The organism is Albidovulum sp. (assembly GCF_008933605.1).
In the GTDB taxonomy this organism is placed as follows: Bacteria; Pseudomonadota; Alphaproteobacteria; order Rhodobacterales; family Rhodobacteraceae; genus Albidovulum.
Map to the genome: position 1 here is coordinate 1 of NZ_WBUS01000001.1, position 22,343 is coordinate 22,343.

The 22,343-nt window shown below is 68.4% G+C and carries 21 protein-coding genes; 8 read left to right on the plus strand and 13 right to left on the minus strand.

The window, feature by feature from the left end; translation table 11 throughout:
• Window positions 1-296: YMGG-like glycine zipper-containing protein (locus F9K34_RS00005; protein WP_366557737.1), on the plus strand; the 296-nt coding region annotated here is incomplete at its 5' end.
• A 50-nt stretch (window positions 297-346) separates the two neighbouring features.
• Here F9K34_RS00005 and F9K34_RS00010 read toward each other — a convergent pair.
• Entirely contained in the window at window positions 347-1,216 is an 870-nt protein-coding gene (locus tag F9K34_RS00010) for a branched-chain amino acid aminotransferase (RefSeq protein WP_291334408.1), read from the minus strand.
• 163 nt (window positions 1,217-1,379) lie between these two features.
• On the opposite strand from F9K34_RS00010, the gene F9K34_RS00015 reads away from it, so the two are divergent.
• From F9K34_RS00015 to dxs, 6 genes are all read left to right on the plus strand, one after another.
• Window positions 1,380-1,889 carry a MarR family winged helix-turn-helix transcriptional regulator gene (locus F9K34_RS00015; RefSeq protein ID WP_291334409.1) on the plus strand — a complete coding sequence of 170 codons (510 nt, stop codon included), beginning with the start codon at window positions 1,380-1,382 and terminating at the stop codon, window positions 1,887-1,889.
• Window positions 1,886-2,602 (plus strand): response regulator, encoded by a 717-nt coding sequence (locus F9K34_RS00020; RefSeq protein ID WP_291334410.1) that lies wholly within the window; start codon window positions 1,886-1,888, stop codon window positions 2,600-2,602. The genes F9K34_RS00015 and F9K34_RS00020 overlap by 4 nt, the downstream gene beginning before the upstream one ends.
• A 131-nt stretch (window positions 2,603-2,733) precedes the next feature.
• Window positions 2,734-3,669 (plus strand): histone deacetylase family protein, encoded by a 936-nt coding sequence (locus tag F9K34_RS00025; RefSeq protein ID WP_291334411.1) that lies wholly within the window; start codon window positions 2,734-2,736, stop codon window positions 3,667-3,669.
• Complete coding sequence (locus tag F9K34_RS00030; RefSeq protein WP_291334412.1) at window positions 3,666-3,902, plus strand: exodeoxyribonuclease VII small subunit; 237 nt, start codon at window positions 3,666-3,668, stop codon at window positions 3,900-3,902. The genes F9K34_RS00025 and F9K34_RS00030 overlap by 4 nt, the downstream gene beginning before the upstream one ends.
• A complete protein-coding gene (locus F9K34_RS00035; protein ID WP_291334413.1) occupies window positions 3,903-4,769 on the plus strand; it encodes a polyprenyl synthetase family protein in 867 nt (288 codons plus the stop codon).
• Window positions 4,770-4,790: 21 nt separating this feature from the next.
• Window positions 4,791-6,707: a 1-deoxy-D-xylulose-5-phosphate synthase gene (gene dxs, locus F9K34_RS00040; RefSeq protein WP_291334414.1), complete on the plus strand. Its 1,917-nt coding sequence runs from the start codon at window positions 4,791-4,793 to the stop codon at window positions 6,705-6,707.
• A gap of 7 nt (window positions 6,708-6,714) precedes the next feature.
• On the opposite strand, the gene F9K34_RS00045 is transcribed toward dxs, so the two are convergent.
• Window positions 6,715-7,488 carry an ion transporter gene (locus F9K34_RS00045; RefSeq protein ID WP_291334415.1) on the minus strand — a complete coding sequence of 258 codons (774 nt, stop codon included), beginning with the start codon at window positions 7,486-7,488 and terminating at the stop codon, window positions 6,715-6,717.
• A 91-nt stretch (window positions 7,489-7,579) separates the two neighbouring features.
• Here F9K34_RS00045 and F9K34_RS00050 point away from each other — a divergent pair, with 91 nt between their 5' ends.
• The gene (locus tag F9K34_RS00050; protein ID WP_291334416.1) at window positions 7,580-8,251 is read left to right on the plus strand and encodes an ankyrin repeat domain-containing protein; all 672 of its coding nucleotides are present in this window, start codon (window positions 7,580-7,582) and stop codon (window positions 8,249-8,251) included.
• Between the two features lie 16 nt (window positions 8,252-8,267).
• Here the strand turns inward: F9K34_RS00050 and F9K34_RS00055 are convergent, their stop codons facing one another.
• From F9K34_RS00055 to F9K34_RS00105, 11 genes are all read right to left on the minus strand, one after another.
• Complete coding sequence (locus F9K34_RS00055; protein WP_291334417.1) at window positions 8,268-8,462, minus strand: hypothetical protein; 195 nt, start codon at window positions 8,460-8,462, stop codon at window positions 8,268-8,270.
• Window positions 8,463-8,566: 104 nt separating this feature from the next.
• A complete protein-coding gene (queG, locus tag F9K34_RS00060; protein ID WP_291334418.1) occupies window positions 8,567-9,613 on the minus strand; it encodes a tRNA epoxyqueuosine(34) reductase QueG in 1,047 nt (348 codons plus the stop codon).
• Window positions 9,614-9,664: 51 nt separating this feature from the next.
• Window positions 9,665-10,330, minus strand: coding sequence for an FtsZ-binding protein FzlA (fzlA, locus tag F9K34_RS00065; protein ID WP_291334419.1), 666 nt, complete (start codon window positions 10,328-10,330; stop codon window positions 9,665-9,667).
• Window positions 10,331-10,385: 55 nt separating this feature from the next.
• Window positions 10,386-11,120, minus strand: a complete 735-nt coding sequence (mtgA, locus tag F9K34_RS00070) for a monofunctional biosynthetic peptidoglycan transglycosylase (RefSeq protein ID WP_291334420.1) — start codon at window positions 11,118-11,120, stop codon at window positions 10,386-10,388.
• 62 nt (window positions 11,121-11,182) lie between these two features.
• Window positions 11,183-12,100: a Hint domain-containing protein gene (locus F9K34_RS00075; protein WP_291334421.1), complete on the minus strand. Its 918-nt coding sequence runs from the start codon at window positions 12,098-12,100 to the stop codon at window positions 11,183-11,185.
• A gap of 187 nt (window positions 12,101-12,287) precedes the next feature.
• Entirely contained in the window at window positions 12,288-16,826 is a 4,539-nt protein-coding gene (gene gltB, locus F9K34_RS00080; RefSeq protein WP_291334422.1) for a glutamate synthase large subunit, read from the minus strand.
• Between the two features lie 5 nt (window positions 16,827-16,831).
• Complete coding sequence (locus F9K34_RS00085) at window positions 16,832-17,551, minus strand: hypothetical protein (RefSeq protein ID WP_291334423.1); 720 nt, start codon at window positions 17,549-17,551, stop codon at window positions 16,832-16,834.
• Window positions 17,552-17,704: 153 nt separating this feature from the next.
• Window positions 17,705-19,141 carry an NAD(P)-dependent oxidoreductase gene (locus tag F9K34_RS00090; RefSeq protein WP_291334424.1) on the minus strand — a complete coding sequence of 479 codons (1,437 nt, stop codon included), beginning with the start codon at window positions 19,139-19,141 and terminating at the stop codon, window positions 17,705-17,707.
• A 159-nt stretch (window positions 19,142-19,300) separates the two neighbouring features.
• Window positions 19,301-20,101: an undecaprenyl-diphosphate phosphatase gene (locus tag F9K34_RS00095; RefSeq protein WP_291334425.1), complete on the minus strand. Its 801-nt coding sequence runs from the start codon at window positions 20,099-20,101 to the stop codon at window positions 19,301-19,303.
• 75 nt (window positions 20,102-20,176) lie between these two features.
• A complete protein-coding gene (locus tag F9K34_RS00100; protein ID WP_291334426.1) occupies window positions 20,177-21,160 on the minus strand; it encodes a hypothetical protein in 984 nt (327 codons plus the stop codon).
• Window positions 21,161-21,302: 142 nt separating this feature from the next.
• Window positions 21,303-22,292: a complex I NDUFA9 subunit family protein gene (locus F9K34_RS00105; protein WP_291334427.1), complete on the minus strand. Its 990-nt coding sequence runs from the start codon at window positions 22,290-22,292 to the stop codon at window positions 21,303-21,305.
• Between the last annotated feature and the right edge of the window lie 51 nt (window positions 22,293-22,343).

Genomic DNA, 22,343 nt, shown 5'->3' on the forward strand with positions numbered 1-22,343 from the left:
GCCGTGGTACGCGACCAACCTGGGAGATCCCTGATGAAGAAGTTCCTGCTCCTCGTGCCGCTCGCGGCGGCCTCGCCGCCTGCCAGAACACCACCGACCAGAACGTCGCCACCGGGGCGCTGACCGGCGCCGCCGTCGGGGCGATCGCCTCCGACGATGGCGACAAGCTCGAAGGCGCGGTGCTCGGCGGCGCGGCCGGCGCGGCGGTGGGCGGCCTCGTCAGCGCCGCCAACCAGCCGCGCCAGTGCACCTATCGCTATCCCAGCGGCTATACCTACGTGGCCGCCTGCCCGTGACCCCCGTTTCGTAACGAGTGACGCCGGCAAGGGTAAAGCTCGTGCGCGCGTCAGGCGCGCACGAGCTTCTCGTACTCGCTCGCCACCCGCTTCGTCAGGTCGCCGACCTCGAAGTTGTAGCTGCCGATCTGGCCCACGGGCGTGACCTCGGCGGCGGTGCCGGTCAGCCAGCACTGTTCGAAGCCCTCCAGCTCCTCGGGCAGGATGTGGCGCTCGTGCACCTTGACCTGCATGTCCTTCAGCATCCCGATCACCGTCTGCCGGGTGATGCCGTTCAGGAAGCAGTCGGCCTTGGGCGTGTGCACCTCGCCCCCCTTGACGAAGAAGATGTTCGCCCCGGTCGCCTCGGCGACATAGCCGCGGTAGTCGAACATCATCGCGTCCGAACAGCCCTTCGCCTCGGCCGCGTGCTTGGACATGGTGCAGATCATGTAAAGCCCCGCGGCCTTGGCTTCCGACGGGATCGTCTCGGGCGAGGGGCGCTTCCATTTCGAGATGTCGAGCTTCGCGCCCTTCAGCTTCGCGTCGCCGTAGTAGTTGCCCCATTCCCAGCCCGCCACGGCGACCCGGATCGGGTTGCGGCGGGCCGAGACGCCCATGTCCTCGCCCGCCCCGCGCCAGGCGATGGCGCGGACATAGGCGTTGGTCCAGCCGTTCGCCTTCAGCATCGCCTCCTTGGCGGCGTCAAGCTCCTCGGCCGAGTAGGGAAGTTCCATGTCCAGGAGGTCCGCCGACCGGCGCAGCCGCAGCGAGTGCTCGTGGCCCTTGAATATCTTGCCGTCATAACAGCGCTCGCCCTCGAAGACCGAGGAGGCGTAGTGCAGCGCATGGGTCAGGATGTGGACCTTGGCATCGCGCCAGTCCACCAGCTTGCCGTCCATCCAGATCTTGCCGTCGCGGTCGTCATAGGCCCCTGCCATCGCATCCTCCTCGGGCGCACCCGTTTTGCATAAGTTGCGCGAACTAGGTCCGCTTCGGACATAATGTTGCGCGAAATCGGAGACTCGCTAGCAGTTGAGTCTTGGAAAGTCAACATCGCTGACATAAAATCGCGCTCAAGGCAGGTGCGGAGGGTTCCGGTTCATGGGTGCGGACAGCAAGGCGGGCCAGGGGGGCGAAAGCCTCCTCTTCCTGACCGATGAACAGCTCCGCAAGGGGATCGAGGCGATGTTCTTCGCCTACCGCGCCTTCACCGCCGACCCCGACCGGATTCTCGAGAACTACGATTACGGCCGCGCCCATCACCGGGCGATCCATTTCATCCACCGCCAGCCGGGCCTGACGGTGAACGCGCTTCTCGGCACGCTCGGGGTGACGAAGCAGTCGCTCAACCGGGTACTCCGGACACTGGTGGACGACGGGCTGGTGGAGGCCCGGGTCGGCCGGCGCGACAAGCGCGAGCGCAACCTCTTCCTGACCGAGAAGGGCGCCCTTCTGGAGCGCGAACTCAGCGACGCCCAGCGGGCACGGATGCGCGCCGCCTACCGCGCGGCGGGGCCGGCGGCGGTGGCCGGGTTCCGCCAGGTGCTGGAGGCGATGATGGACCCGGACATCCGGCGGCAGTACCAGGCCATCAAGGACGGTGCGGCATGACGGCCCAGCCCGACACCCATCTCCTCATCGTCGATGACGACGAGCGCATCCGCTCGCTCCTCCAGAAGTTCCTGATCCGCAACGGTTTCTGGGTCACGACGGCGCGCGACGCCGGCCATGCGCGGCGGCTCCTCGCCGGGCTCGACTTCGACCTGATCGTGATGGACGTGATGATGCCGGGCGAGGACGGGATCAGCCTGACGCGCGAACTCCGCGCCATGATGGCGACGCCGATCCTCCTGCTGACGGCGCGGGGCGAAACCGACGACCGGATCGCGGGACTGGAGGCCGGTGCCGACGACTACCTCTCCAAGCCCTTCGAGCCGAGGGAGCTTCTCCTGCGGATCAACGCCATCCTCAGGCGCACCCCGGCGAAGGTGGAACCCAAGCTCCCCAAGGTCCTGACCATGGGCGAGGTGCGCTATGACGTCGACCGCGGCGAGATGTGGCGCGGTGCCGACCTCATCCGGCTGACCGCCACCGAGGCGGCGCTGATGCGCATCTTCGCCGCGCGTCCCGGCGAACCGGTGAGCCGCACCGCGCTGGTGGAGGACCTGAACCGCGGCGGCGGCCGGGGCGACACCGGGCAGGCGCAGGAACGCGCGGTGGACGTGCAGATCACCCGGCTGCGCCGCAAGTTCGAGACCGATCCGAAGCAGCCCCGCTACCTCCAGACCGTGCGCGGCGCAGGCTACATGCTCGCGCCGGACTAGGGACCTTGGGTGATGCGCGCCGGCGCCCGGCAAGAAGGCGCCCGTGCACGGTTCATGGAATTCGGCCCGGCGTCCGGCAGCCGCGAATCCCGTGGTCTTGCCATTGCCCGCGCCCGCGCTAGGGTCGCGGGATGACCACGCTTTTCCTCACCCACTCCGCCGCCCTGAACCACGTCACGCCCGCCGGCCATCCCGAGCGGGTGGAGAGGCTCCACGCCATCCTCGCGGCCCTTGCGGCTGACCGCTTCGCCGCGCTCGACCGGCGGGAGGCGCCGCTCGCCGATGAGGCGGAGCTCCTGCGCTGTCATGCGGCGTCCTATGTCGCGGAGATCAAGGCGGCGCGCCCCGTAGCGGGCGAGGGCGCGCAGATCGACGCCGATACCTTCATGTCCGAAGGCTCGTGGGAAGCGGCGCTGCGCGCCCTGGGCGGCGCCGAGGCCGCTGTCGATGCCGTCCTCAAGGGCGAGGCGCGAAACGCCTTCGTCGCCATGCGCCCGCCGGGCCACCATGCCGAGACGAGCCGCGCGATGGGCTTCTGCCTTTTCGGCACGGTCGCCATCGCGGCGAAATACGCGCTCGACCGGCATGGGCTCGCCCGCGTCGCCGTGCTCGACTTCGACGTCCACCATGGCAACGGCACGCAGGACCTCCTCTGGGATGAACCGCGCGCGGTCTTCGTCTCGTCGCAACAGTTCCCGCTCTGGCCCGGCACCGGAGGGGCGGAGGAGACGGGCGCGCACGGGCAGGTCATCAACCTGCCGCTGCGCCCCGGCACCGGCGGGGCCGAGATGCGCGCGGCCTGGGAACCGGCGCTCGCCCGCGTCCGGGCGTTCCGGCCCGAGTTGGTCCTCGTCTCCGCCGGGTTCGACGCGCACCGCGACGACCCGCTCGCCAACCTGATGTGGACCGAGGCCGACTACACCTGGATCACCCGCGCGATCCGTGACCTGGCCGAGGAGGTCTGCGCCGGCCGGGTGGTCTCCGCCCTTGAAGGCGGCTATGATCTCGACGCGCTCGCGGCCTCCGTCGCGGCGCATCTGGACGTGCTGATGGAGCGGGGCGCATGAGCGATCTGACCGGGATGAGCTTCGAGGAAGCGATGAAGAAGCTGGAAGCGGTCGTGCGCGATCTCGAATCCGGCAACGTGGAGCTGGAGAAATCCATCGCGCTCTACGAGGAAGGCGCGCGGCTCAAGGCGCATTGCGAAAAGAAGCTGAAGGAGGCGGAGGAGAAGGTGGCGAAGATCACCCTCGGTCCCGACGGCGCGCCCGCCGGAACGGTGCCGGTCGAAGGGCTCTAGGTGTTCGCCCAGCGTTTGCAGGCGGCGCAGGCCGGGGTGCAGGCGGCGCTCGACGCCGCGCTTGCACGGCGGGCCGAGGTGCCGGTCGTCCATGCCATGCGCTACGCGTTGCAGGGGGGCAAGCGGCTGCGCGCCTTCCTCGTGCTGGAAAGCGCGGCGCTCCACGGAATTCCCGCCACCGTCGCCATGCCGGCCGCCGCAGCGGTCGAGGCGCTGCATGCCTATTCGCTGGTCCATGACGACCTGCCCTGCATGGATGACGACGCGCTTCGCCGCGGCCTGCCGACAATCCACGTCAAATGGGACGAGGCCACCGCCGTCCTTGCGGGCGACGGGCTTCAGACGCTCGCGTTCGAGCTTCTCACCGATCCCGCCCTTGGTTCCGCCGAGCGGCGCATCGCGCTCGTCGCCGCCCTCGCCCGCGCCGCCGGCGCCGAGGGCATGGTACTCGGCCAGGCGCTCGACGTCGCCGCCGAAACCGCGCCCCGGCCGCTGACGCTCGACGAGATCACGGCGCTCCAGGCGGGCAAGACCGGCGCGCTCATCGCCTATTCCGCGACAGCCGGCGCGATCCTCGCCGGGGCCGACCCGGCGCCGCTCGCCGCCTATGCCCGCGCCCTCGGCCTCGCGTTCCAGATCGCCGACGACATCATCGACGTGGAGGGCGACCCGGCCAAGGCCGGCAAGGCGCTCGGCAAGGATGCCGCCGCGGGCAAGGCCACGTTCGTCTCGCTTCTCGGCCTCGCGGGCGCGAAAAAACGCGCCCGCGACCTCGTTGCCGAAGCGGAGGCCGCGCTTTTCCCCTATGCTGGCGCAGCCGAAACCTTGAGAGAGGCCGCGCGTTTCGTTATTGCCCGCGAGAACTGAGCGCACGCCCGGGGAGGGCGCATGACCGACCGACCCTTGACCCCCACGCTCGACCGCGTATCGACGCCCGCCGACATGAAGGCGCTGTCGGACCGCGAACTGCGGATGCTTGCCGACGAACTCCGCGCCGAAACGATCAGCGCGGTGTCGGTGACGGGCGGCCACCTCGGCGCCGGGCTCGGGGTTGTGGAACTTACCGTCGCGCTCCACGCCGTCTTCGACGCGCCCCGCGACAAGATCATCTGGGACGTCGGCCACCAGTGCTATCCGCACAAGATCCTGACCGGCCGGCGCGACCGCATCCGCACGCTACGCCAGAAGGGCGGGCTTTCCGGCTTCACCAAGCGCTCGGAATCGCCCTACGACCCCTTCGGCGCGGCGCATTCCTCCACCTCCATCTCCGCCGCCCTCGGCTTCGCCGTGGCGCGCGACCTCGGCGGCAGCCCGGGCGACGCCGTCGCGGTGATCGGCGACGGCGCGATGAGCGCGGGCATGGCCTTCGAGGCGCTGAACAACGCCGGCCACCTTAAGAAGCGGCTCTTCGTCATCCTCAATGACAACGAGATGTCGATCGCGCCCCCGGTCGGCGCGCTCTCGGCCTATCTCTCCCGCCTCTATGCCGAGCCGCCGTTCCAGGAGTTGAAGGCGGCTGCCAAGGGCGCGATCAGCCTCCTGCCAGAGCCCTTCCAGGAAGGCGCCCGCCGCGCCAAGGAGATGCTGAAGGGCATGACCATCGGCGGCACCCTCTTCGAGGAGCTGGGCTTCACCTATGTCGGGCCCATCGACGGCCACGACCTCGACCAGCTGCTTCCCGTCCTGCGCACCGCGAAGGCGCGGGCGACCGGGCCGATCCTGATCCACGTGCTGACGAAGAAGGGCAAGGGGTTTGCGCCCGCCGAACGCGCCGCCGACAAGGGCCATGCGACGGCGAAGTTCGACCCGGTGACGGGCGAGCAGAAGAAGGCACCCTCGAACGCGCCCGCCTATACCAAGGTCTTCGCGCAGAGCCTGATCCGCGCGGCCGAGGCCGACGACCGTATCGTCGCCGTCACCGCCGCGATGCCGGACGGCACGGGCCTCAATCTCTTCGCCGAGCGGTTCCCGCGCCGCACCTTCGACGTCGGCATCGCCGAACAGCACGCCGTGACGTTCTCGGCCGGCCTCGCCGCCGGGGGGCTGAAACCCTTCTGCGCGATCTACTCGACCTTCCTGCAGCGCGGCTATGACCAGGTCGTGCATGACGTCGCGATCCAGCGACTTCCCGTCCGCTTCGCCATCGACCGCGCCGGCCTCGTCGGCGCCGATGGCGCGACCCACGCCGGCAGCTTCGACGTGGCCTTCCTCGCCAACCTGCCCGACTTCGTGGTGATGGCCGCGGCCGACGAGGCCGAGCTTGTCCACATGGTCGCCACCGCCGCCGCGCTCGACGACCGGCCCAGCGCCTTCCGCTACCCGCGCGGCGAGGGCGCCGGGGTGGAGATGCCTGAACGCGGCACGCCGCTCGAGATCGGCAGGGGCCGCATCGTCGCCGACGGCGGCCGGGTTGCGATCCTTTCCTTCGGGACGCGGCTCGCCGAGGTGCTGAAGGCGCGCGAGAACCTCAGCCAGCGCGGGCTTGCCCCGACCGTGGCCGACGCCCGCTTCGCCAAGCCGCTCGACCGCGACCTGATCCTGTCGCTCGCCCGCCACCACGAGGCGCTTGTCACCATCGAGGAGGGCGCCATCGGCGGCTTCGGTAGCCACGTCGCCCAGCTTCTGGCCGAGGAGGGCGTCTTCGACCGCGGCCTGAAGTTCCGCTCCATGGTCCTGCCGGACACCTTCATCGACCAGGCGAGCCCCGACGACATGTATGCCGTGGCCGGCATGAACGCGGCCGAGATCGAGGCGAAGGTGCTGGAGGTGCTCGGCGTGGCCATCGTCGCCGGCAAACGCGCCTGAATAGACCCTATTCTTGCCGATCGAGCCGCGACTCGATGGCCCTAAGCCGCGCCAGCACCTCCTCCCGGTAGGCATCCGTCTGGGCGACCTCCTCGGCGCTGTGCGCCGCCTGCATGGAGTTCACGATGAGGCCGACGACAAGGTTCATCACCGCGAAGGTGGTGAGAAGGATGAAGGGCAGGAAGAAGGCCCAGGCCCAGTCGTGGACCTCCATCACCGGCCGCACGATGCCCATCGACCAGCTTTCCAGCGTCATCACCTGGAAGAGCGTGTAGCCCGACCGGCCGAGCGTGCCGAACCATCCGGGGAAGCTCGCGCCGAAGAGCTTCGTCGCCATCACCGCGCCGACGTAGAAGATGATTCCCATCAGCAGGAAGACCGAACCCATGCCGGGTAGCGCGCTGAGGAGGCCCTCGACCACGCGCCTGAGCCTTGGCGCCGCGGAGATGAGCCGCAGCACCCTGAGGATGCGCAGCACGCGGAGAACCGCGAACCCCTGCCCCGCGGGCACGAGGGCGATGGCGACGATGGTGAAGTCGAAGAGGTTCCAGCCGTCGCGGAAGAATCCCAGCCGGCGGACGAAGATCTTGGCGCCGATCTCGGCCACGAAGATCGCAAGGCAGATCCGGTCCAGCGCCACGAGAAGACCACCGGCCACCGCCATGGCACGCCCCGACGTCTCAAGCCCGAGGATCAGCGCGTTAAGGACGATCACCGCGATGATGCCGTTGCGGACCAGAGGACGTTCCAGAACAGCGGAAAGTCTTTCGCGAAAGTCCATGCTGGCGCCCCACTCCGAATTCCTGTCCCATATGGTCCGCAGGCCTCGCCCCGGCAAGCCTGCCGCCGGTCCGCACATCTGGGAGTTTCCGATGATCCGTCTGCTCGTCGCGCTTGTCCTCCTCGCCGCCGCGCCGGCCTCCGCCCAGGTCGCGCCCTCGTCCGCGGACATCGCCGGCTACCGCAGCCTCCACCGGGCCGCGCTCGACAACGACGCGGCCGCGGTGCGCCGCCTGATGGCCGAGGGCGCCGAGGTGAACGTCCGCGACCGCCGCCGCCGCACGCCGACGATCCTCGCCGCCTTCGCCTCGGCGGACGAGGCATTGCGGGCGCTGGCGGAGGGCGGCGCCGACATGAATGCGCAGGACTGGCAGGGCTACGACGTCGTGACCATCGCCGCCGTCGCGGGCGACGCCGATCTCATGTCGCTCGCCCTCGATCTCGGCAACCGCCCCGATCTCATCCACACCAACTGGGACGGCACCGCGCTCATCGCCGCGTCCGAGCTCGGCCATGCCGAGGTGGTGCGCCGTCTCATTGCAGCGGGCGCGCCGCTCGATCACGTCAACAACCTGGGCTGGACCGCGCTCCTGGAGGCGGTGATTCTCGGGGACGGCGGCCCGGACCACCAGGCGACCGTCCGGGCACTGGTCGCAGCGGGCGCGGATGCGACCGTCGCCGACCGTGACGGCAAGACGCCGCGCGATCACGCAAGCGCGCGCGGCTTCGCGGCGATCCTGGCGATTCTCGAGGGTGACGGCTGAGGCCGCAGGCCCGCCGTCAAGCCGTCCGCCCCCGCTCGATCCGGGCGTATTCCCGCACCTTGGTGCCGTCGTCGCGCTCCGCGGCGCGTTCGTGCAGCGCCCGGGCCGCGGGGTGGCTTCCCTCGGCCCCCTGGGCCTTCTCGATCTCGATGAAGCGCTTCAGACGGCTTCCCTCGGAACTCGTGCGACGGTCAGCAGCAGGCCGGCTCATGGTTTCCTCCTCGGTTCTTCCGCCCGACAGAGCGGGACACCCCAAGGATGCAGCCGAATCGCCGGCGTGGCCACCCCGAATTCGGCGGGCGCCGCCGGCGGTCCCTATTCCGCCAGCCGACCCACCGCCCAGCGCGCCGCATCCGCCACCGCCGGGTCGGCGTCGCCGAGATGCGCGGCAGCCGCCTCGCGGAGCCGCCGGTCGCGGGAATTGCCGATGGCATAAAGGACGTTGCGCAGGAAGCGGTCGCGCCCGATCCGCTTGATCGGGCTTCCCGAAAACCGCTCCCGGAACCCGGCATCGTCGAGCGCCGCCAGCTCCGCCAGGGGCGGCGCGCCGACCCGCGCGGCATAGCCCGTCTCGCGGGCGGCCTGCGCGAACTTGTTCCACGGGCAGACGGCGAGGCAATCGTCGCAGCCATAGACGCGGTTTCCGAGCAGGGGCCGGAGCGCCTCGTCCACCGGGCCCCGGTACTCGATCGTGAGGTAGGATATGCAGCGCCGGGCGTCGAGCTGGCGGGGGGCGGGGAAGGCGCCCGTCGGGCAGATGTCGAGACAGGCCCGGCAGGAACCGCAACGATCCGTCTCGGCCTCGTCCTTCGGCAGGTCGAGCGTGGTGAAGATCGCGCCAAGGAAGAACCAGCTTCCGAGATCGCGGCTGACGAGGTTCGTGTGCTTGCCCTGCCAGCCGAGTCCGGCGGCCTCCGCCAGGGGCTTTTCCATCACCGGCGCGGTATCGACGAAAACCTTGATTTCGGCCGCTTCAGAGCCTTTCGCGGCCTCCTCGATCAGCCAGCGCCCGACCCGCTTCAGCCGCTTCTTCACCAGGTCGTGATAGTCCCTGCCCTGCGCGTAGCAGGACACCGCCGCCCGGTCGCGCGCGGCAAGAACCGCGAGCGGGTCGTAGCCGGGCGCATAGGACTCCGCCAGCATGATCACGGTCCGTGCCTCGGGCCAGAGCGCCGCCGGATCGCCGCGCCAGGACATCCGCTCTGCCATCCAGCCCATCTGCCCGTGCCGCCCGGCGGCGACGAAGGCGGCGAGCCGCCCCGCCGCCTCGGGAATCGCGGAGGGCGCGCAGTAGCCGACCGCCGAAAAGCCCTCTGCCACGGCGCGCGCAGTGATCGCGGCCCTGAACTCCGCTGCGTTCATCTTGCCCCAAATACCTCGGGGGTCCGGGGGCGGCGCCCCCGGCCGCCCGCCTCAGAAATCCAGATCGGCATAATGCGCCGGCGGCGGGAAGCCCGGCACCTGGTCGGCCAGGAGCGACCGGAACGAGGGCCGCGACTTGATCTTGGCATACCAGTCCTTCACGTTCTGGCTGCGGTTCCAGTCCACGTCCGAGATGTAGTCGAGACTCGAGAGATGCGCGGCGGCGGCGAAGTCCGCCAGCGTCATCTCGTTGCCCGCCAGCCAGCGCCGCTGATCGAGAAGCCAGCTCAGGTAGTCGAGGTGGTACTTGATCCGCGCCGAGCCGGACTTGACGTTCTTCGAATCCGGGTAGCCGAGCTTCATGACCTTCTTGTTGACGCGCTCGTAGAGCAGCTTCGAGGTCACTTCCTCGTGGAACTTGTCGTCGAACCAGGCGCAGAGCCGGCGCACCTCGTAGCGCCCCTCCGGATCGCGCGGCATCAGCCGCGGCTCGGGCACCGTCTCGTCGAGGTACTCGCAGATCGCCTGGCTCTCGGACATGGTCCGGCCGTTGAGCTTGATGACCGGGATCTTGCCCGCCGGATTGCGGCGCAGGAATTCCGGCCCCTGTTCCCAGTAGCGCTCCTCCACCAGTTCCACCTCGATCCGCTTCTCGGCAAGCGTCAGCCGCACCTTGCGGCAGAAGGGCGAGAGCGGGACGTGGAAGAGACGGGTCATGCGGAAAGCTCGTGTCGCGGATGCGGCCCCGTGATACCGGCCGCGCCCCTCGCGATCAATCCTCGAAACAGTCGGCGCGGCCGTCGGCGCGGATCGTCGCCGCCCCGTCGGCGATCTCGGCGGCGCGCTTTCGCAGGAATCCCGAGGGCCGGCCGGGGTTGCGGCCCTTCGGATCGGGCAGAGCGGCCGCGATGAGCGCCGACTGCACCGGCGTCAGATCGGCGGCGGGGCGGCCGAAATAGGCCTCGGCCGCGGCCCCGACCCCGAAGAGGCCCTTTCCGGTCTCGGCGACGTTCAGATAGACCTCGATGATCCGCCGCTTCGTCCAGACAAGCTCGACCACCGGCGTCATCAGCGCCTCGAGCGCCTTGCGGGGCCAGCTTCGCCCCTGCCAGAGAAAGACGTTCTTCACCACCTGCTGCGTGATCGTCGAGGCGCCCCGACCGGCGCCCTCGTCCAGCGCGGCGCGGATCGCGCGCATGTCGAAGCCCCAGTGCAGGCAGAAATTCGCGTCCTCCGCCGCCACGACGGACCGCGCCACCTCGGGCGGGATCTCCTCGAGGGCGACCCAGTCCCGGCTGACCCCGCCCTGGCGCCAGCTTTCGGCGATCATGTAGGGGGTGAAGACCGGGTTCACGACGGTGAAGGCGAGGACGAGGAAAAGGAACAGCCCGACAAGGCCCAGGAGTCCGCGTCCGCTCCATCTGACGAGGTCGCGCAGAGTGGCGCCCCTGCGCGCCGGCGCGGGCTTTCGCCGCGATCTCGTTCTCGGTTTGCTGCCCTTCGCCATCGGAGGAGATCAATCATGCGAGGGCCGTCGGGGTCAAGCCGATCACGCCGCCGCGGGCGGATTCAGCCGCCGAGAACGCGGGCCTCTCGCCCGCCCAGGATCGGGCGCGCGGCCGCCAGGCTCGCCGGATCGCGCGCCGCCAGTTCGGGGAAGATCGACACGATCTCGGCGTAAAGCGCCCTGTCTCCCGCCAGCAGGATGCTGCCGGGGTGAAAGCTCTCCGTTGGCGCGCCCTCGGCGAAGATGACCTCGTGATCGTCGAACAGGAGATGGCAATAGTCCACCTCCGGGACCGGTGTGCGTTCGATCCCCGGACGGCCGACGAGGTGGAGGGCAGCGACCAGCACCTCGGGTTCGCCGAAGTGGAGTTCCGCCCGCCAGCCGGTGAGGAGCATCCGGTGCTGCGGCGAGACGACGAGCGCCCGCCGGTTGCCGAGCGCGCCCGCCGCGATCCGCACCGGGGCGAAGTCACCCGTGCCGTCCACCTTCCGCCGGCCGGTCCAGCGCAGCGGCTGCGGACCCCCGTCCAGTGTGTCCACGAGGTCGCCCGGCACCAGCGTCTCCACCGGCGCGTCGCCGGCCGCTGTGCGGATCCGCGTGCCCGGCGTGAAACAGGGCGGTCCGAAGGCGCCGACCGGCAGCCCGCCCTGCGTGTTGACGAAGGTCGAGCTCTGGAAGGTCGCATCGTAGAGCCGCGTCCCGTCCGTCGGCGTGAACAGGACGCGACCGTCGGCGAGGTAGAAGGTCACACCGGTGATCGTGACCGTCTGGCCCCTCATGATCACGGTGATCGTGTCGCCCGGATACATCTGCCGGATGTCGGAGCCGTCGATGCGGTCGCCGTTGTTGTTGTTGGTGTTGATGACGTTGTTGTTCTGCCAGTCGACGAGGTCGAGCTGCTGGACGTCCAGCGAAGTCCCCGACCCGGGCGGGGCCGAGGGGTCGATGGCGAAGAATTGCTCCAGATAGGTCGTCGGCATGGACCCGCTGCCCGGCTGTTCCGGTTGGGCGAAAAGTGGAACCGCCATGGCGGCGCAGGTCAACCTCGACGGCCCCGCTCCCGTCCCGGAGCGGGGCGCTTTTCCCGCGTCTGTTGCCGGATTGTCCCGTGCCGGCCTGCCCCGCTGCGGCGTTCCGCCGCACCGGGGCGCGGGTCGACGTGCCGGCCTATTCCGCCGGAACCGCCTCGGCGTCTGCGCTCAGGGGATGCGCCAGGTGTACCAGCATCTCCTTCGGGCAGACCTGGATGAAGTTCACCCGCTCCGCCGACCAGTGCTGCAGGATGCGCCTGGCCTTCAGGCTGCCGGTCTCGGCCGCGTGCCGTTCGACGAGGCCCCTGAGCTGCGCTTCCCAATGCGGATGGCTGACCGCGCAGGTGACGAGCGTCTCGAGGTTCATCAACTCCTCGGCAGTGCCGTCGGGATCGTGGACATAGGCCATGCCCCCGGTCATGCCGGCACCGAAGTTGGCGCCGATCCGGCCGAGGATGACGGCGACGCCGCCTGTCATGTACTCGCAGCCGTTCGAGCCGCAGCCCTCGACCACCACCCTGGCACCCGAGTTGCGGACGGCGAAGCGCTCGCCCGCCCGGCCGGAGGCAAAGAGATACCCGTCGGTCGCGCCATAGAGCACGGTGTTGCCGATGATCGTGTTCTCCGACGCCTCCAGCGGCGAGGCCATCGGCGGCCGCACGACGATCATGCCGCCCGACAGGCCCTTGCCGACGTAGTCGTTCGCGTCGCCCGACACCTCGAGCTTCAGCCCCGGAGCCGCGAAGGCGCCGAGCGACTGGCCGCAGGACCCGGTCAGCTTCACCGTCAGGTGGTCGGGTTGCAGGCTGTTGCGCATCCCGAACTTCCGGACGATGAGCGAGGAGGCGCGTGTCCCGATCGTCCGGTGGGTGTTCCGCACGGCATAGGAAAGCTGCATCTTCTCGCCGTCCTCGAAGAACCGCGCGCCGTCACGGATGATCTCTGCATCCAGCGTGTCGGGCACGGCGTTCCGCGGCCTCGACCGGTCGTAGACGATACGGTCCGACCCGTCGACGGTGATGAGGAGCGGGTTGAGGTCGAGGTCGTCGAGGTCCGCGTGACCCCGGCTCACCTGCGTCAGGAGATCGGCGCGGCCGATGATCTCATCCATCGTCCGCGCGCCGATCTGGCTAAGGATTTCCCGCACCTCCTGGGCGTACAAGGTGATGAGGTTCACCACCTTGTCGGCCGTGCCGTTGAACACCGCGCGAAGCTTCTCGTCCTGGGTGCAGACGCCCACCGGGCAGGTGTTCGACTGGCACTGGCGCACCATGATGCAGCCCATGGCGATCAGCGCGGCAGTGCCGATGCCGTATTCCTCGGCGCCCATCATCGCCGCCATGACGACGTCGCGCCCGGTCCTGAGCCCGCCATCGGTCCTGAGCGTGATCCGGTCGCGGAGCTTGTTCATCGCAAGCACCTGGTGCGCCTCGGTCAGGCCCATCTCCCAGGGCAGGCCCGCATACTTGATCGAGGTCGCCGGCGAGGCGCCGGTGCCGCCGTTGTGCCCCGAGACGAGGATCACGTCGGCCTTGGCCTTGGCCACGCCCGCGGCGATGGTGCCGACCCCGGACGAGGCGACGAGCTTCACCGTGACCTTGGCGCGCGGGTTGATCTGCTTCAGGTCGTAGATCAGCTGCGCGAGGTCCTCGATCGAGTAGATGTCATGGTGCGGCGGCGGCGAGATCAGCGTCACGCCGGGGGTGGAGTGCCGGAGCCGGGCAATCAGGCTCGTCACCTTCATCCCGGGAAGCTGGCCGCCCTCGCCGGGCTTGGCGCCCTGCGCGACCTTGATCTCAAGCTCCTCGCAGGCGTTCAGGTATTCCGCGGTCACGCCGAACCGGCCGGAAGCCACCTGCTTGATCTTCGCGGAGGGGTTGTCGCCGTTCGGCATCGGCAGGAAATGCGCCGGATCCTCGCCGCCCTCGCCGCTGTCGGACTTCGCGCCGATCCGGTTCATGGCGATGTTCAGCGTCATGTGCGCCTCGGGGGAAAGCGCGCCGAGCGACATCCCCGGCGTGACGAAGCGCTTGCGGATCGAGGTGATGCTCTCGACCTCCTCGATCGGAACCTGCCGGCCGAGCGGCTTGATGTCGAGGAGGTCGCGGATATGGATCGGCGGGTTGGCCCGCATCGCGGCCGAGTACTGCTTCCAGAGGTCATAGCTCGCGCGGTCGCAGGCCGATTGGAGAAGGTGCATCGTCTGCGCCTCCCAGGCATGCTTCTCACCCGACCGCCGCGCCTTGTAGAAGCCGCCGACGGGCATGACATCGGCGCCGCCCTTCCAGCCCTTGGCGTGGATTTCCTCCAGCTTGTGCTGGATGCCCGAAACGCCGATGCCCGAGATGCGGCTCTGCATTCCGGGGAAGTATTCCGCGACCATGGCACGGGAGAGCCCCACCGCCTCGAAGTTCAGGCCGCCGCGGTAGGAGGAGACGACCGAGATCCCCATCTTCGACATGATCTTCAGCAGGCCCGCGTCGATGGCGTCGCGGTAGCGGCGCATCGCCTCCACGAGGCTCCCCTCGATCAGGCCGCGGCGGATGCGGTCGGCGATCGAATCCTGCGACAGATAGGCGTTCACCGTGGTGGCGCCGCAGCCGATCAGCACCGCGAAGTAATGCGGGTCGATGCACTCGGCCGACCGCACGTTCAGCGAACAGAAGGTCCTGAGCCCCTTGCGCGTCAGCCACGAGTGCACCGCCGAGGTGGCGAGGATCATCGGCATCGCCACCCGCGCCTCGGACTGATGCTGATCGGTCAGGACAAGATGCCCCGCGCCCGAGCGCACGGCATCCTCCGCCTCGGCCCGGATGCGTTCCAGCCCGAGCCGCAGCGCGTCCGGCTGGCCGTCGGCGGGGAAGGTGCAGTCGATGAAGGCGACGTTGGCGCCGAACTGGCGCACCATCTCGTCAAACTCGGCATTGGCGATGAACGGGCTCTCCAGCACCAGGATCTCGGTCTGGGAACTGTCCTCGTCGAGCACGTTCTTGAGGTTGCCGAAGCGGGTCTTGAGGCTCATCACCCGCGCCTCCCGCAGGGAGTCGATGGGCGGGTTCGTCACCTGGCTGAAGTTCTGGCGGAAGAAGTGGCTGAGCGGCCGGTACTGCTTCGACAGGACCGCGGCCGGGGTGTCGTCGCCCATGGAGGCGACCATCTCCTTGCCGTCCTCGGCCATCGGGGCCAGGACCTGCTCCAGCTCTTCCAGCGTGTAGCCCGCCGCGATCTGGCGGCGGCGCAGCTCGGCGCCCTCGAAGACGGCCTTCTCCGGCACGTCGCGCATGAGCGAGTTGAGGTCGATCACCTTCGACAGCCAGTCGCCGAAGGGCTGGCTCGCCGCCAGCCGATCCTTGATCTCCCGGTCGTGGAAGAGCTTGCCCTCCTTCATGTCGACGGCGATCATCTGCCCCGGGCCGAGCGCGCCCTTCTCGCGCACCACCGCCTCGTCCACGGGCACCATCCCGACCTCGGACCCGGCGATCAGGAGGCCGTCGCCGGTCACCACAAAGCGCATGGGCCTGAGCCCGTTGCGGTCAAGCCCGCCGCAGACCCAGCGCCCGTCGGTCATGGCCAGCGCCGCCGGCCCGTCCCAGGGCTCCATCACGCTGTTGCAATAGGCATACATGTCGGCCCAGGCCTTCGGCATGTTGGTCGTGGCCTTCGACCAGGCCTCCGGCACCAGCATCGTCTTGGTCATCGGCGCCGATCGGCCCGAGCGGACCATCACCTCGAAGACCGAATCGAGCGCGCCGGAATCCGAGGTGCCGGCCGGGATGATCGGCTTGATGTCCTCGGCCATCTCGCCGAAGGCGGCCGAGGCCATGCGGATCTCGTGGCTCCGCATCCAGTTGACGTTGCCCTTCAGCGTGTTGATCTCGCCGTTGTGGGCGAGCATCCGGAAGGGCTGGGCCAGCGACCATTGCGGGAAGGTGTTGGTGGAATAGCGCTGGTGATAGATGGCGAAGGCGGATTCAAATCGCTCGTCCATCAGGTCGGGGTAGAAGACCGAAACCTGTTCGGCCAGCATCATCCCCTTGTAGATCACCGACCGGCACGAGAGCGAACAGATGTACATGCCGGCGATCTGCGCCGCGATCACCGCCTTCTCGATCCGCCGGCGGATGATGTAGAGCTCGCGCTCGAACTGCTCCTGGTCGATGTCCTTCTCGCAGCGGATCAGGATCTGCTCGATCTCGGGGCGCGTCGCGTTGGCCTTTTCGCCCAGGACGCTCGTGTCCACCGGCACGTGGCGCCAGCCGTAGATGTAGTGGCCCATCCGCAGGACTTCCGTCTCCACGATGGTCCGGCAGCGTTCCTGTGCGCCGAAGTCGGTGCGCGGCAGGAAGACCTGGCCGACGGCGATCAGCTTCTTCGGGTCCGGCTCGTGCCCGGTGCGCCGTACCTGGTCGTAGAAATACTTCACCGGGATCTGCACATGGATGCCCGCGCCGTCGCCGGTCTTGCCGTCGGCATCGACCGCGCCGCGGTGCCAGACCGCCTTCAGCGCCTCGATCCCGTTGGCCACGACCTTGCGGCTGGCCTTGCCGTCGATCGAGACCACGAGCCCGACCCCGCAGGAGGAATGCTCGTCCTCGCTGCGATAGAGGCTGTTTTCGGCCATCCATTTGCGCTTCGCGGCCTCTGCCTCGGCCCAGTGCGTGTCAAACTCGGTCATGGCCGTCATCCTCCGCTTGCGAGGGTTGGAAAGGGTTGCGCCGCCTGGGTCACCAGTTCGTCGCAGTCGTAGATCGGATCGGTCGCGAGGAATCCCTTCTCGCCCGGAAGCGCGAACTGCATCGGCGTGTCTACCAGGCTTTCCCGGTCGCCGAAGCTGTTCTCGAAATCTTCCGTGTCGGCCCAGAAGATCCGCCAGTCACGGTGGACAAGCTGGCGCCCCCTGCGGTGCCAGAGCATCTGGCCCCCGGAATCCCAGGCGGTCAGGTCAAAGCGCGTGCGCTCCAGCGTCACCCCGTCGATGGTGACACGCTCGCCGGTCAGCTCATCATAGCCGGTATAGCGGCGCACCTCGCCCGTTCCGCTCTCCGTGGTGAAATCGTAATCGTCCCGCCCGGTGGAAAGGAGCGTGGTGAAGGACGCCGGGTCGGTCTCGCCCGCCAGCCGGTCCTGCTCGCCCGTGGTCAGGTCGTAGCTTTCCAGCCAGCGGGTCTCGCTGTCGATCTTGCTGAGGTAATAGGGCCCCTGGCCGTCCATGTAGAGCGCCCACTGGTCGCCCGCCGCATCGCCCTGGCAGCGGTAGTGCTGCGAGACCTGGCAGGACCGCATCTGCACGGTCGCAAAGACCTCGCAGCCCTGCGGCGCGGCGAACTTGCCGCCGGCGAGGGCCGGCGGGGCGAGAAGCGCGAGCGCCCCTGTCAACACGATCCTTGCCGCGTTCGCCACGGTCAGGTTTCCTTCACTCTCAAGGTCAGCGTCCCTGACCCGTTAATCTTTGCGGCGCACGCTCTGTCGGGACGGAAAACCGACGCGAACCCGACGCGAACCCGACGCCAGCCCGACGCCGATCCGACGGCCCTTTCCCCGGGCCGCCGTCCCTCATTCCGCCGCCACGGCCTGCGCGCCGGCGAGATAGTCCAGCACGCTGTCCGCCGCCTCGCGCCCGTCGCGGATCGCCCAGACGACAAGCGAGGCGCCGCGAACGATGTCGCCCACGGCAAAGACGCCCGGCAGGCTCGTCGCGTGGCTGCGGAAGTCGGCCTTCACGGTGCCCCAGCGGGTGACCTCCAGGCCCTCGACGCCCCAGAGCTTCGGCAGGTCCTCCGGCTCGAATCCCAGCGCCTTGATCACCAGATCGGCGGGCTCGACATAGTCCGCGCCCTCGATCACCTCCGGCGACTGCCGCCCGGTGACGTCCGGCGCGCCGAGCCGCATCTGCTGGACGAGCACGCCTTCAACGGACTCGCCGGCGGTGAAGCCGCGCGGCGCGGTCAGCCAGACGAAGTCGACGCCCTCCTCCTCGGCGTTGGCGACCTCGCGCTGGCTGCCCGGCATGTTGGCCCGGTCGCGGCGGTAGAGGCACTTGACCGACTGCGCGCCCTGGCGGATCGCGGTGCGCACGCAGTCCATCGCAGTGTCGCCGCCGCCGATGACGACGACGCGCTTGCCCTCCGCGTTCAGTTCGCCGGAATCGAATTCCGGCACGTCGTCGCCGAAGCTCTTGCGGTTCGCGGCGGTCAGGTAGTCGATGGCGCGGACGATGCCGGCGGCACCCGCGTTCGGCCCGCCGAGGTCGCGGCTCTTGTAGACGCCGGTGGCGATGATCACGGCGTCGTGCTTGCCGCGGATCGCGTCGAAGGCGAGGTCCTCGCCGACATTGCAGTTAAGCACGAACTGGACGCCGGCCTGTTCCAGCTGGGCGATCCGCTGCATCACCACGTCCTTCTCCAGCTTGAAGCCGGGGATGCCATAGGTCATGAGTCCACCCGCGCGGTCGTAGCGGTCATAGACCGTGACCTGCATGCCCGTGCGGCGCAGCGCATCGGCCGCCGCCAGCCCGCCCGGCCCCGCGCCGATGATGCCGACGCTTTCGGCGCGCTCCTGCACCGGTTTCACGGGTTTCACCCATCCCATGTCCCAGGCGGTGTCGGTGATGTATTTCTCGATCGCGCCGATGGTGACGGTGCCGTGCCCCGCCTGTTCGATGACGCAGTTGCCTTCGCAGAGCCGGTCCTGCGGGCAGATGCGGCCGCAGATCTCCGGGAAGGTATTGGTGGCCTGCGCAAGCTCGTAGGCTTCCTGCAGCCGGCCCTCGGCGGTCATCCTTAGCCAGTCGGGGATGTTGTTGTGCAGGGGGCAATGGGTCTGGCAATAGGGCACGCCGCACTGGCTGCAGCGGCCGGCCTGCTCGGCCGCCTTCTGGGCGGCGAACTCGCGGTAGATCTCGTTGAAATCCTGCGCGCGGACACTGGCGGCACGTTTCTCCGGCATCTCCCTCGAGACGGTCACGAACTGGAGCATGCGTTGCTTGGCCATGGGCAGGACTTTCCGGCGGAACACAGGGTGCGCATAGCTACCGCCGATCCGGCAAGAATAAAAGTCAGTATGGTTTACCTATTTCACCGTTTTTCGCGGAGCTGCATGCGCCTGGTCGAAAAAAAACGAAAATTTAGGTAACTCGTTCTGACGTATTACTCAGTAACCGAGGCTCAGCGCGGCAAGAACCGTAGCGCCGACGATGATTCGCCACCATCCGAAGAGCGCATAGCCATGCCGGCTGACGTATCCGAGGAGCCAGTTGACGACGAGAACCGCCGTCACCAAGGCCGCCGCAAACCCGACGGCGATCTCGCCCAGCGCGCTCCAGTCGAGAACGTCGCGGTTCTTCCAGAGGTCATAGGTGAAGGCAGCGGCCATCGTCGGCATCGAGAGGAAGAACGAGAACTCCGCCGCCGATCGCTTGTCGGCCCCGAAGGCCAGTGCGCCGACGATGGTGGCGCCGGAGCGGGACACGCCGGGGATCATGGCCAGGCACTGGACGACACCGATGCCGAAGGCCATCCAGAGCGGGAAGCGGTCGGCGTCGTGATAGCGGGGGCTGAGCGGCAGGCGGTCCACCACGAGCAGCACGACACCCCCGGCAATGAGCATCGTGGCGATGAGCCGGGGGCTTTCGAAGAGTACGTCCTTGATGAAGTCATGGGCCAGCACGCCCACCACGACCGCGGGCAGAAAGGCGAGGAGGATTGACCCCGCGAAACGCCGCGCCTCGGGGTCCGAGGGAAGCCCCGCTATGGTGCGCGAGATCTTGGCCGCGTAGACCCCGAGAATGGCAAGCACGGCGCCGAGCTGGATCACCACCTCGAAGGTCTTGCCTGCACTTTCGAAGCCGAGAAAGTGCCCCGCCAGCAGAAGATGCCCGGTGGAGGAGACCGGGATGAACTCGGTCAGCCCTTCGAGAAGCCCCAGAACGAGGGCCGTCAGCGTATCGCTCATCCCGGGGCCTTTCCAATCGCACCGTCGCGCGCCGAGGTGTATTCGCGCGCAGGCGGAGTCACAAGGCCGGTTGGATCAGCGCGCCGCCGCCAGCCGCTTCGCCGCCGAAGTCGCGGCCGCGGGCATCGGCACGGCAACGCCGCCGCCGTATTCCGACAGGTCGAGGTAATGCCCCACGATCTTCGCAAGCTCACGGTTGCTGTCATCGAACCGCCCGCGGAACGTCCTTTCCACAAGGGCTGAGACGGGGTGGTATCCCTTCAGCAGCCACGAGAACGGCGGCCGTCTCAGCACGTAGCCGAAGACGCGGTAGAACCCGTCCGGCGTGGTTCCGATGCGGATTGTGGGCGCCGGAACGAGCACGCTCTTTTGCAGCTTGTTGATGCGGCGCAGAAGCGGCACGGCATATTCCGGGTAGCTCGGCGCATAGGCCGACCTGTGCGACGCAAGGACCCCGTCGAAGGATCCGTTGCCGGCGAACTCCGCGAGCCGGCTCGTCGCGCCGTCCATGTCCGTCTTTAGGCTCTCCTGCGTGATCACGTGGACGTTCTCGGCGCCGAAGAGTTCCTGATAGAGCTTCACCAGACGGTGATACTCGAAATGCTCCGGCCGGAACCCGTAGAAGCCAAGCTCCGGATCCCCTGCGAAGAAGAGTTCGGGGCTCATCGTGCCGCCGCGCAGCAGATACTGCATGTAGACCGACGTCAGGATACGCATCTGCGAACGGATGGAGATCAGGATCCTCGCATCTGGAGCGATGGCCTTGAGCCGCCGCGCAAAGTCGTCGCTGCCCATGCCGCCGAAGAAAGGATGGCCCGAGAGAATTTCGGACGAGATCACCGGGACCTTGCCGGCCGGCACGGCGCGCATGCCCTCCGCGATGACCGCGCGCATCGCTTCGGGGTCGAAGAGAAGCCCATGCGGAGCGACGATATTCTCCCAGACCTCCCGGTGGCGGGCGATCTGGTGATAGCCGTGCTCATGAACGAAGAGACGTTGCTGCATCCAAGACGTGGCCGTCTTGTGGTAGCCTATATGCAGCAAAAGACGAGCCGTCATTCGACGCCCTTCCCACGATCAATCAAAACCACTCCCGCCCGACACTGTCCCCCGTGAGGGCGGCGAGGTCAAACGATTCCGGAAAAACGATTGAAAAAGAAACAATTCCGGCCCGGCAGGGCCGCCGTTCCCACCCAGGCGATCAGCCGTGGCCGCGGAGGTTCTTCGCGGAGGCCTTGATCGCCTCGTATTGGCCCGACGGGCGGAAGCGCCACAGATAGTCGGGCAGAACCGCCTCGGCCGGCGTTGGCGTGATCCCGAGATCGGCAAATCCCTTCGCTCCCGGTGCCACGACGTTGTCGCGGCGGAGCATCTTCACCTGGTCCCCGGTCAGCATCCGGTTGGCGAGGAGCCGCCCGGTCGCAAGGGAACCGAAGTCGAGCAGAGCGGCCATGATCCGCGCGATCCAGAACGGCAGATTAATCACGAGCCGACGCCGCCCGATGATGCGGAGCATCCTGCTCATCAAGCCTCGGAACGTCTCGACGTCCGGACCGCCGAGCTCGTAAGTCCCTGCGGGCACTTCACCGTTCACGGCCTTGACCGCAGCGCGTGCGACGTCGTCCACATAGACCGGCTGGAATTTCGTGCCTGCGCCGACGACGGGGAGGATCGGACCCAGCCGCGTCATGCCGGCGAAGCGGTTGAAGAACTGGTCCTCGGGCCCGAACATCACTGACGGGCGCAGGATCACGGAAGACCGGAACGCGGCCTTCACCGCCGCCGCGCCCGCAGCCTTTGTGCGGGCATAGGCGCTGTCCGACTCCGGATCGGCGCCGATGGCCGAAACATGGACGAGACGCGCAACGCCGCTCTCGGCCGCGATCCGGGCGATCCGCGCGGCGCCTTCCGCCTGCACGGCCCCGAAATTGTTGCGGCCGCCCTTGTCGAAGGTGCCGACGCAGTTGACCACCGCATCGGCACCGGCCATGGCGGCCCGGACGGAGGCGTCGTCGCGGATGTTGCAGAGCACCGGCTCGACCTGGCCCACCGCACCGTAGGGGCGCACGAACAGCGCCTCGTTCGGCCGCCGCACGGCGACACGGATGCGCCAACCCTCCTTGGCGAGCCGCCGGGCAATGTAACGGCCGAGGAATCCCGAACCGCCGTAGATCGTGACGAGCTTGGACATGGGCAGGCGCCTCCGCAGATTTCCGGCCCTGATTAGCGCCCCGCGGCACGG

What these genes read in the sequence shown, in the direction of transcription:
- F9K34_RS00010 (WP_291334408.1), bottom strand. Translation starts at nt 1,216, where the DNA reads ATGGCAGGGGCCTATGACGACCGCGACGGCAAGATCTGGATGGACGGC.
- F9K34_RS00015 (WP_291334409.1), top strand. Translation starts at nt 1,380, where the DNA reads ATGGGTGCGGACAGCAAGGCGGGCCAGGGGGGCGAAAGCCTCCTCTTC.
- F9K34_RS00020 (WP_291334410.1), top strand. Translation starts at nt 1,886, where the DNA reads ATGACGGCCCAGCCCGACACCCATCTCCTCATCGTCGATGACGACGAG.
- F9K34_RS00025 (WP_291334411.1), top strand. Translation starts at nt 2,734, where the DNA reads ATGACCACGCTTTTCCTCACCCACTCCGCCGCCCTGAACCACGTCACG.
- F9K34_RS00030 (WP_291334412.1), top strand. Translation starts at nt 3,666, where the DNA reads ATGAGCGATCTGACCGGGATGAGCTTCGAGGAAGCGATGAAGAAGCTG.
- dxs (WP_291334414.1), top strand. Translation starts at nt 4,791, where the DNA reads ATGACCGACCGACCCTTGACCCCCACGCTCGACCGCGTATCGACGCCC.
- F9K34_RS00045 (WP_291334415.1), bottom strand. Translation starts at nt 7,488, where the DNA reads ATGGACTTTCGCGAAAGACTTTCCGCTGTTCTGGAACGTCCTCTGGTC.
- F9K34_RS00050 (WP_291334416.1), top strand. Translation starts at nt 7,580, where the DNA reads ATGATCCGTCTGCTCGTCGCGCTTGTCCTCCTCGCCGCCGCGCCGGCC.
- F9K34_RS00055 (WP_291334417.1), bottom strand. Translation starts at nt 8,462, where the DNA reads ATGAGCCGGCCTGCTGCTGACCGTCGCACGAGTTCCGAGGGAAGCCGT.
- queG (WP_291334418.1), bottom strand. Translation starts at nt 9,613, where the DNA reads ATGAACGCAGCGGAGTTCAGGGCCGCGATCACTGCGCGCGCCGTGGCA.
- fzlA (WP_291334419.1), bottom strand. Translation starts at nt 10,330, where the DNA reads ATGACCCGTCTCTTCCACGTCCCGCTCTCGCCCTTCTGCCGCAAGGTG.
- mtgA (WP_291334420.1), bottom strand. Translation starts at nt 11,120, where the DNA reads ATGGCGAAGGGCAGCAAACCGAGAACGAGATCGCGGCGAAAGCCCGCG.
- F9K34_RS00075 (WP_291334421.1), bottom strand. Translation starts at nt 12,100, where the DNA reads ATGCCGACGACCTATCTGGAGCAATTCTTCGCCATCGACCCCTCGGCC.
- gltB (WP_291334422.1), bottom strand. Translation starts at nt 16,826, where the DNA reads ATGACCGAGTTTGACACGCACTGGGCCGAGGCAGAGGCCGCGAAGCGC.
- F9K34_RS00090 (WP_291334424.1), bottom strand. Translation starts at nt 19,141, where the DNA reads ATGGCCAAGCAACGCATGCTCCAGTTCGTGACCGTCTCGAGGGAGATG.
- F9K34_RS00095 (WP_291334425.1), bottom strand. Translation starts at nt 20,101, where the DNA reads ATGAGCGATACGCTGACGGCCCTCGTTCTGGGGCTTCTCGAAGGGCTG.
- F9K34_RS00100 (WP_291334426.1), bottom strand. Translation starts at nt 21,160, where the DNA reads ATGACGGCTCGTCTTTTGCTGCATATAGGCTACCACAAGACGGCCACG.
- F9K34_RS00105 (WP_291334427.1), bottom strand. Translation starts at nt 22,292, where the DNA reads ATGTCCAAGCTCGTCACGATCTACGGCGGTTCGGGATTCCTCGGCCGT.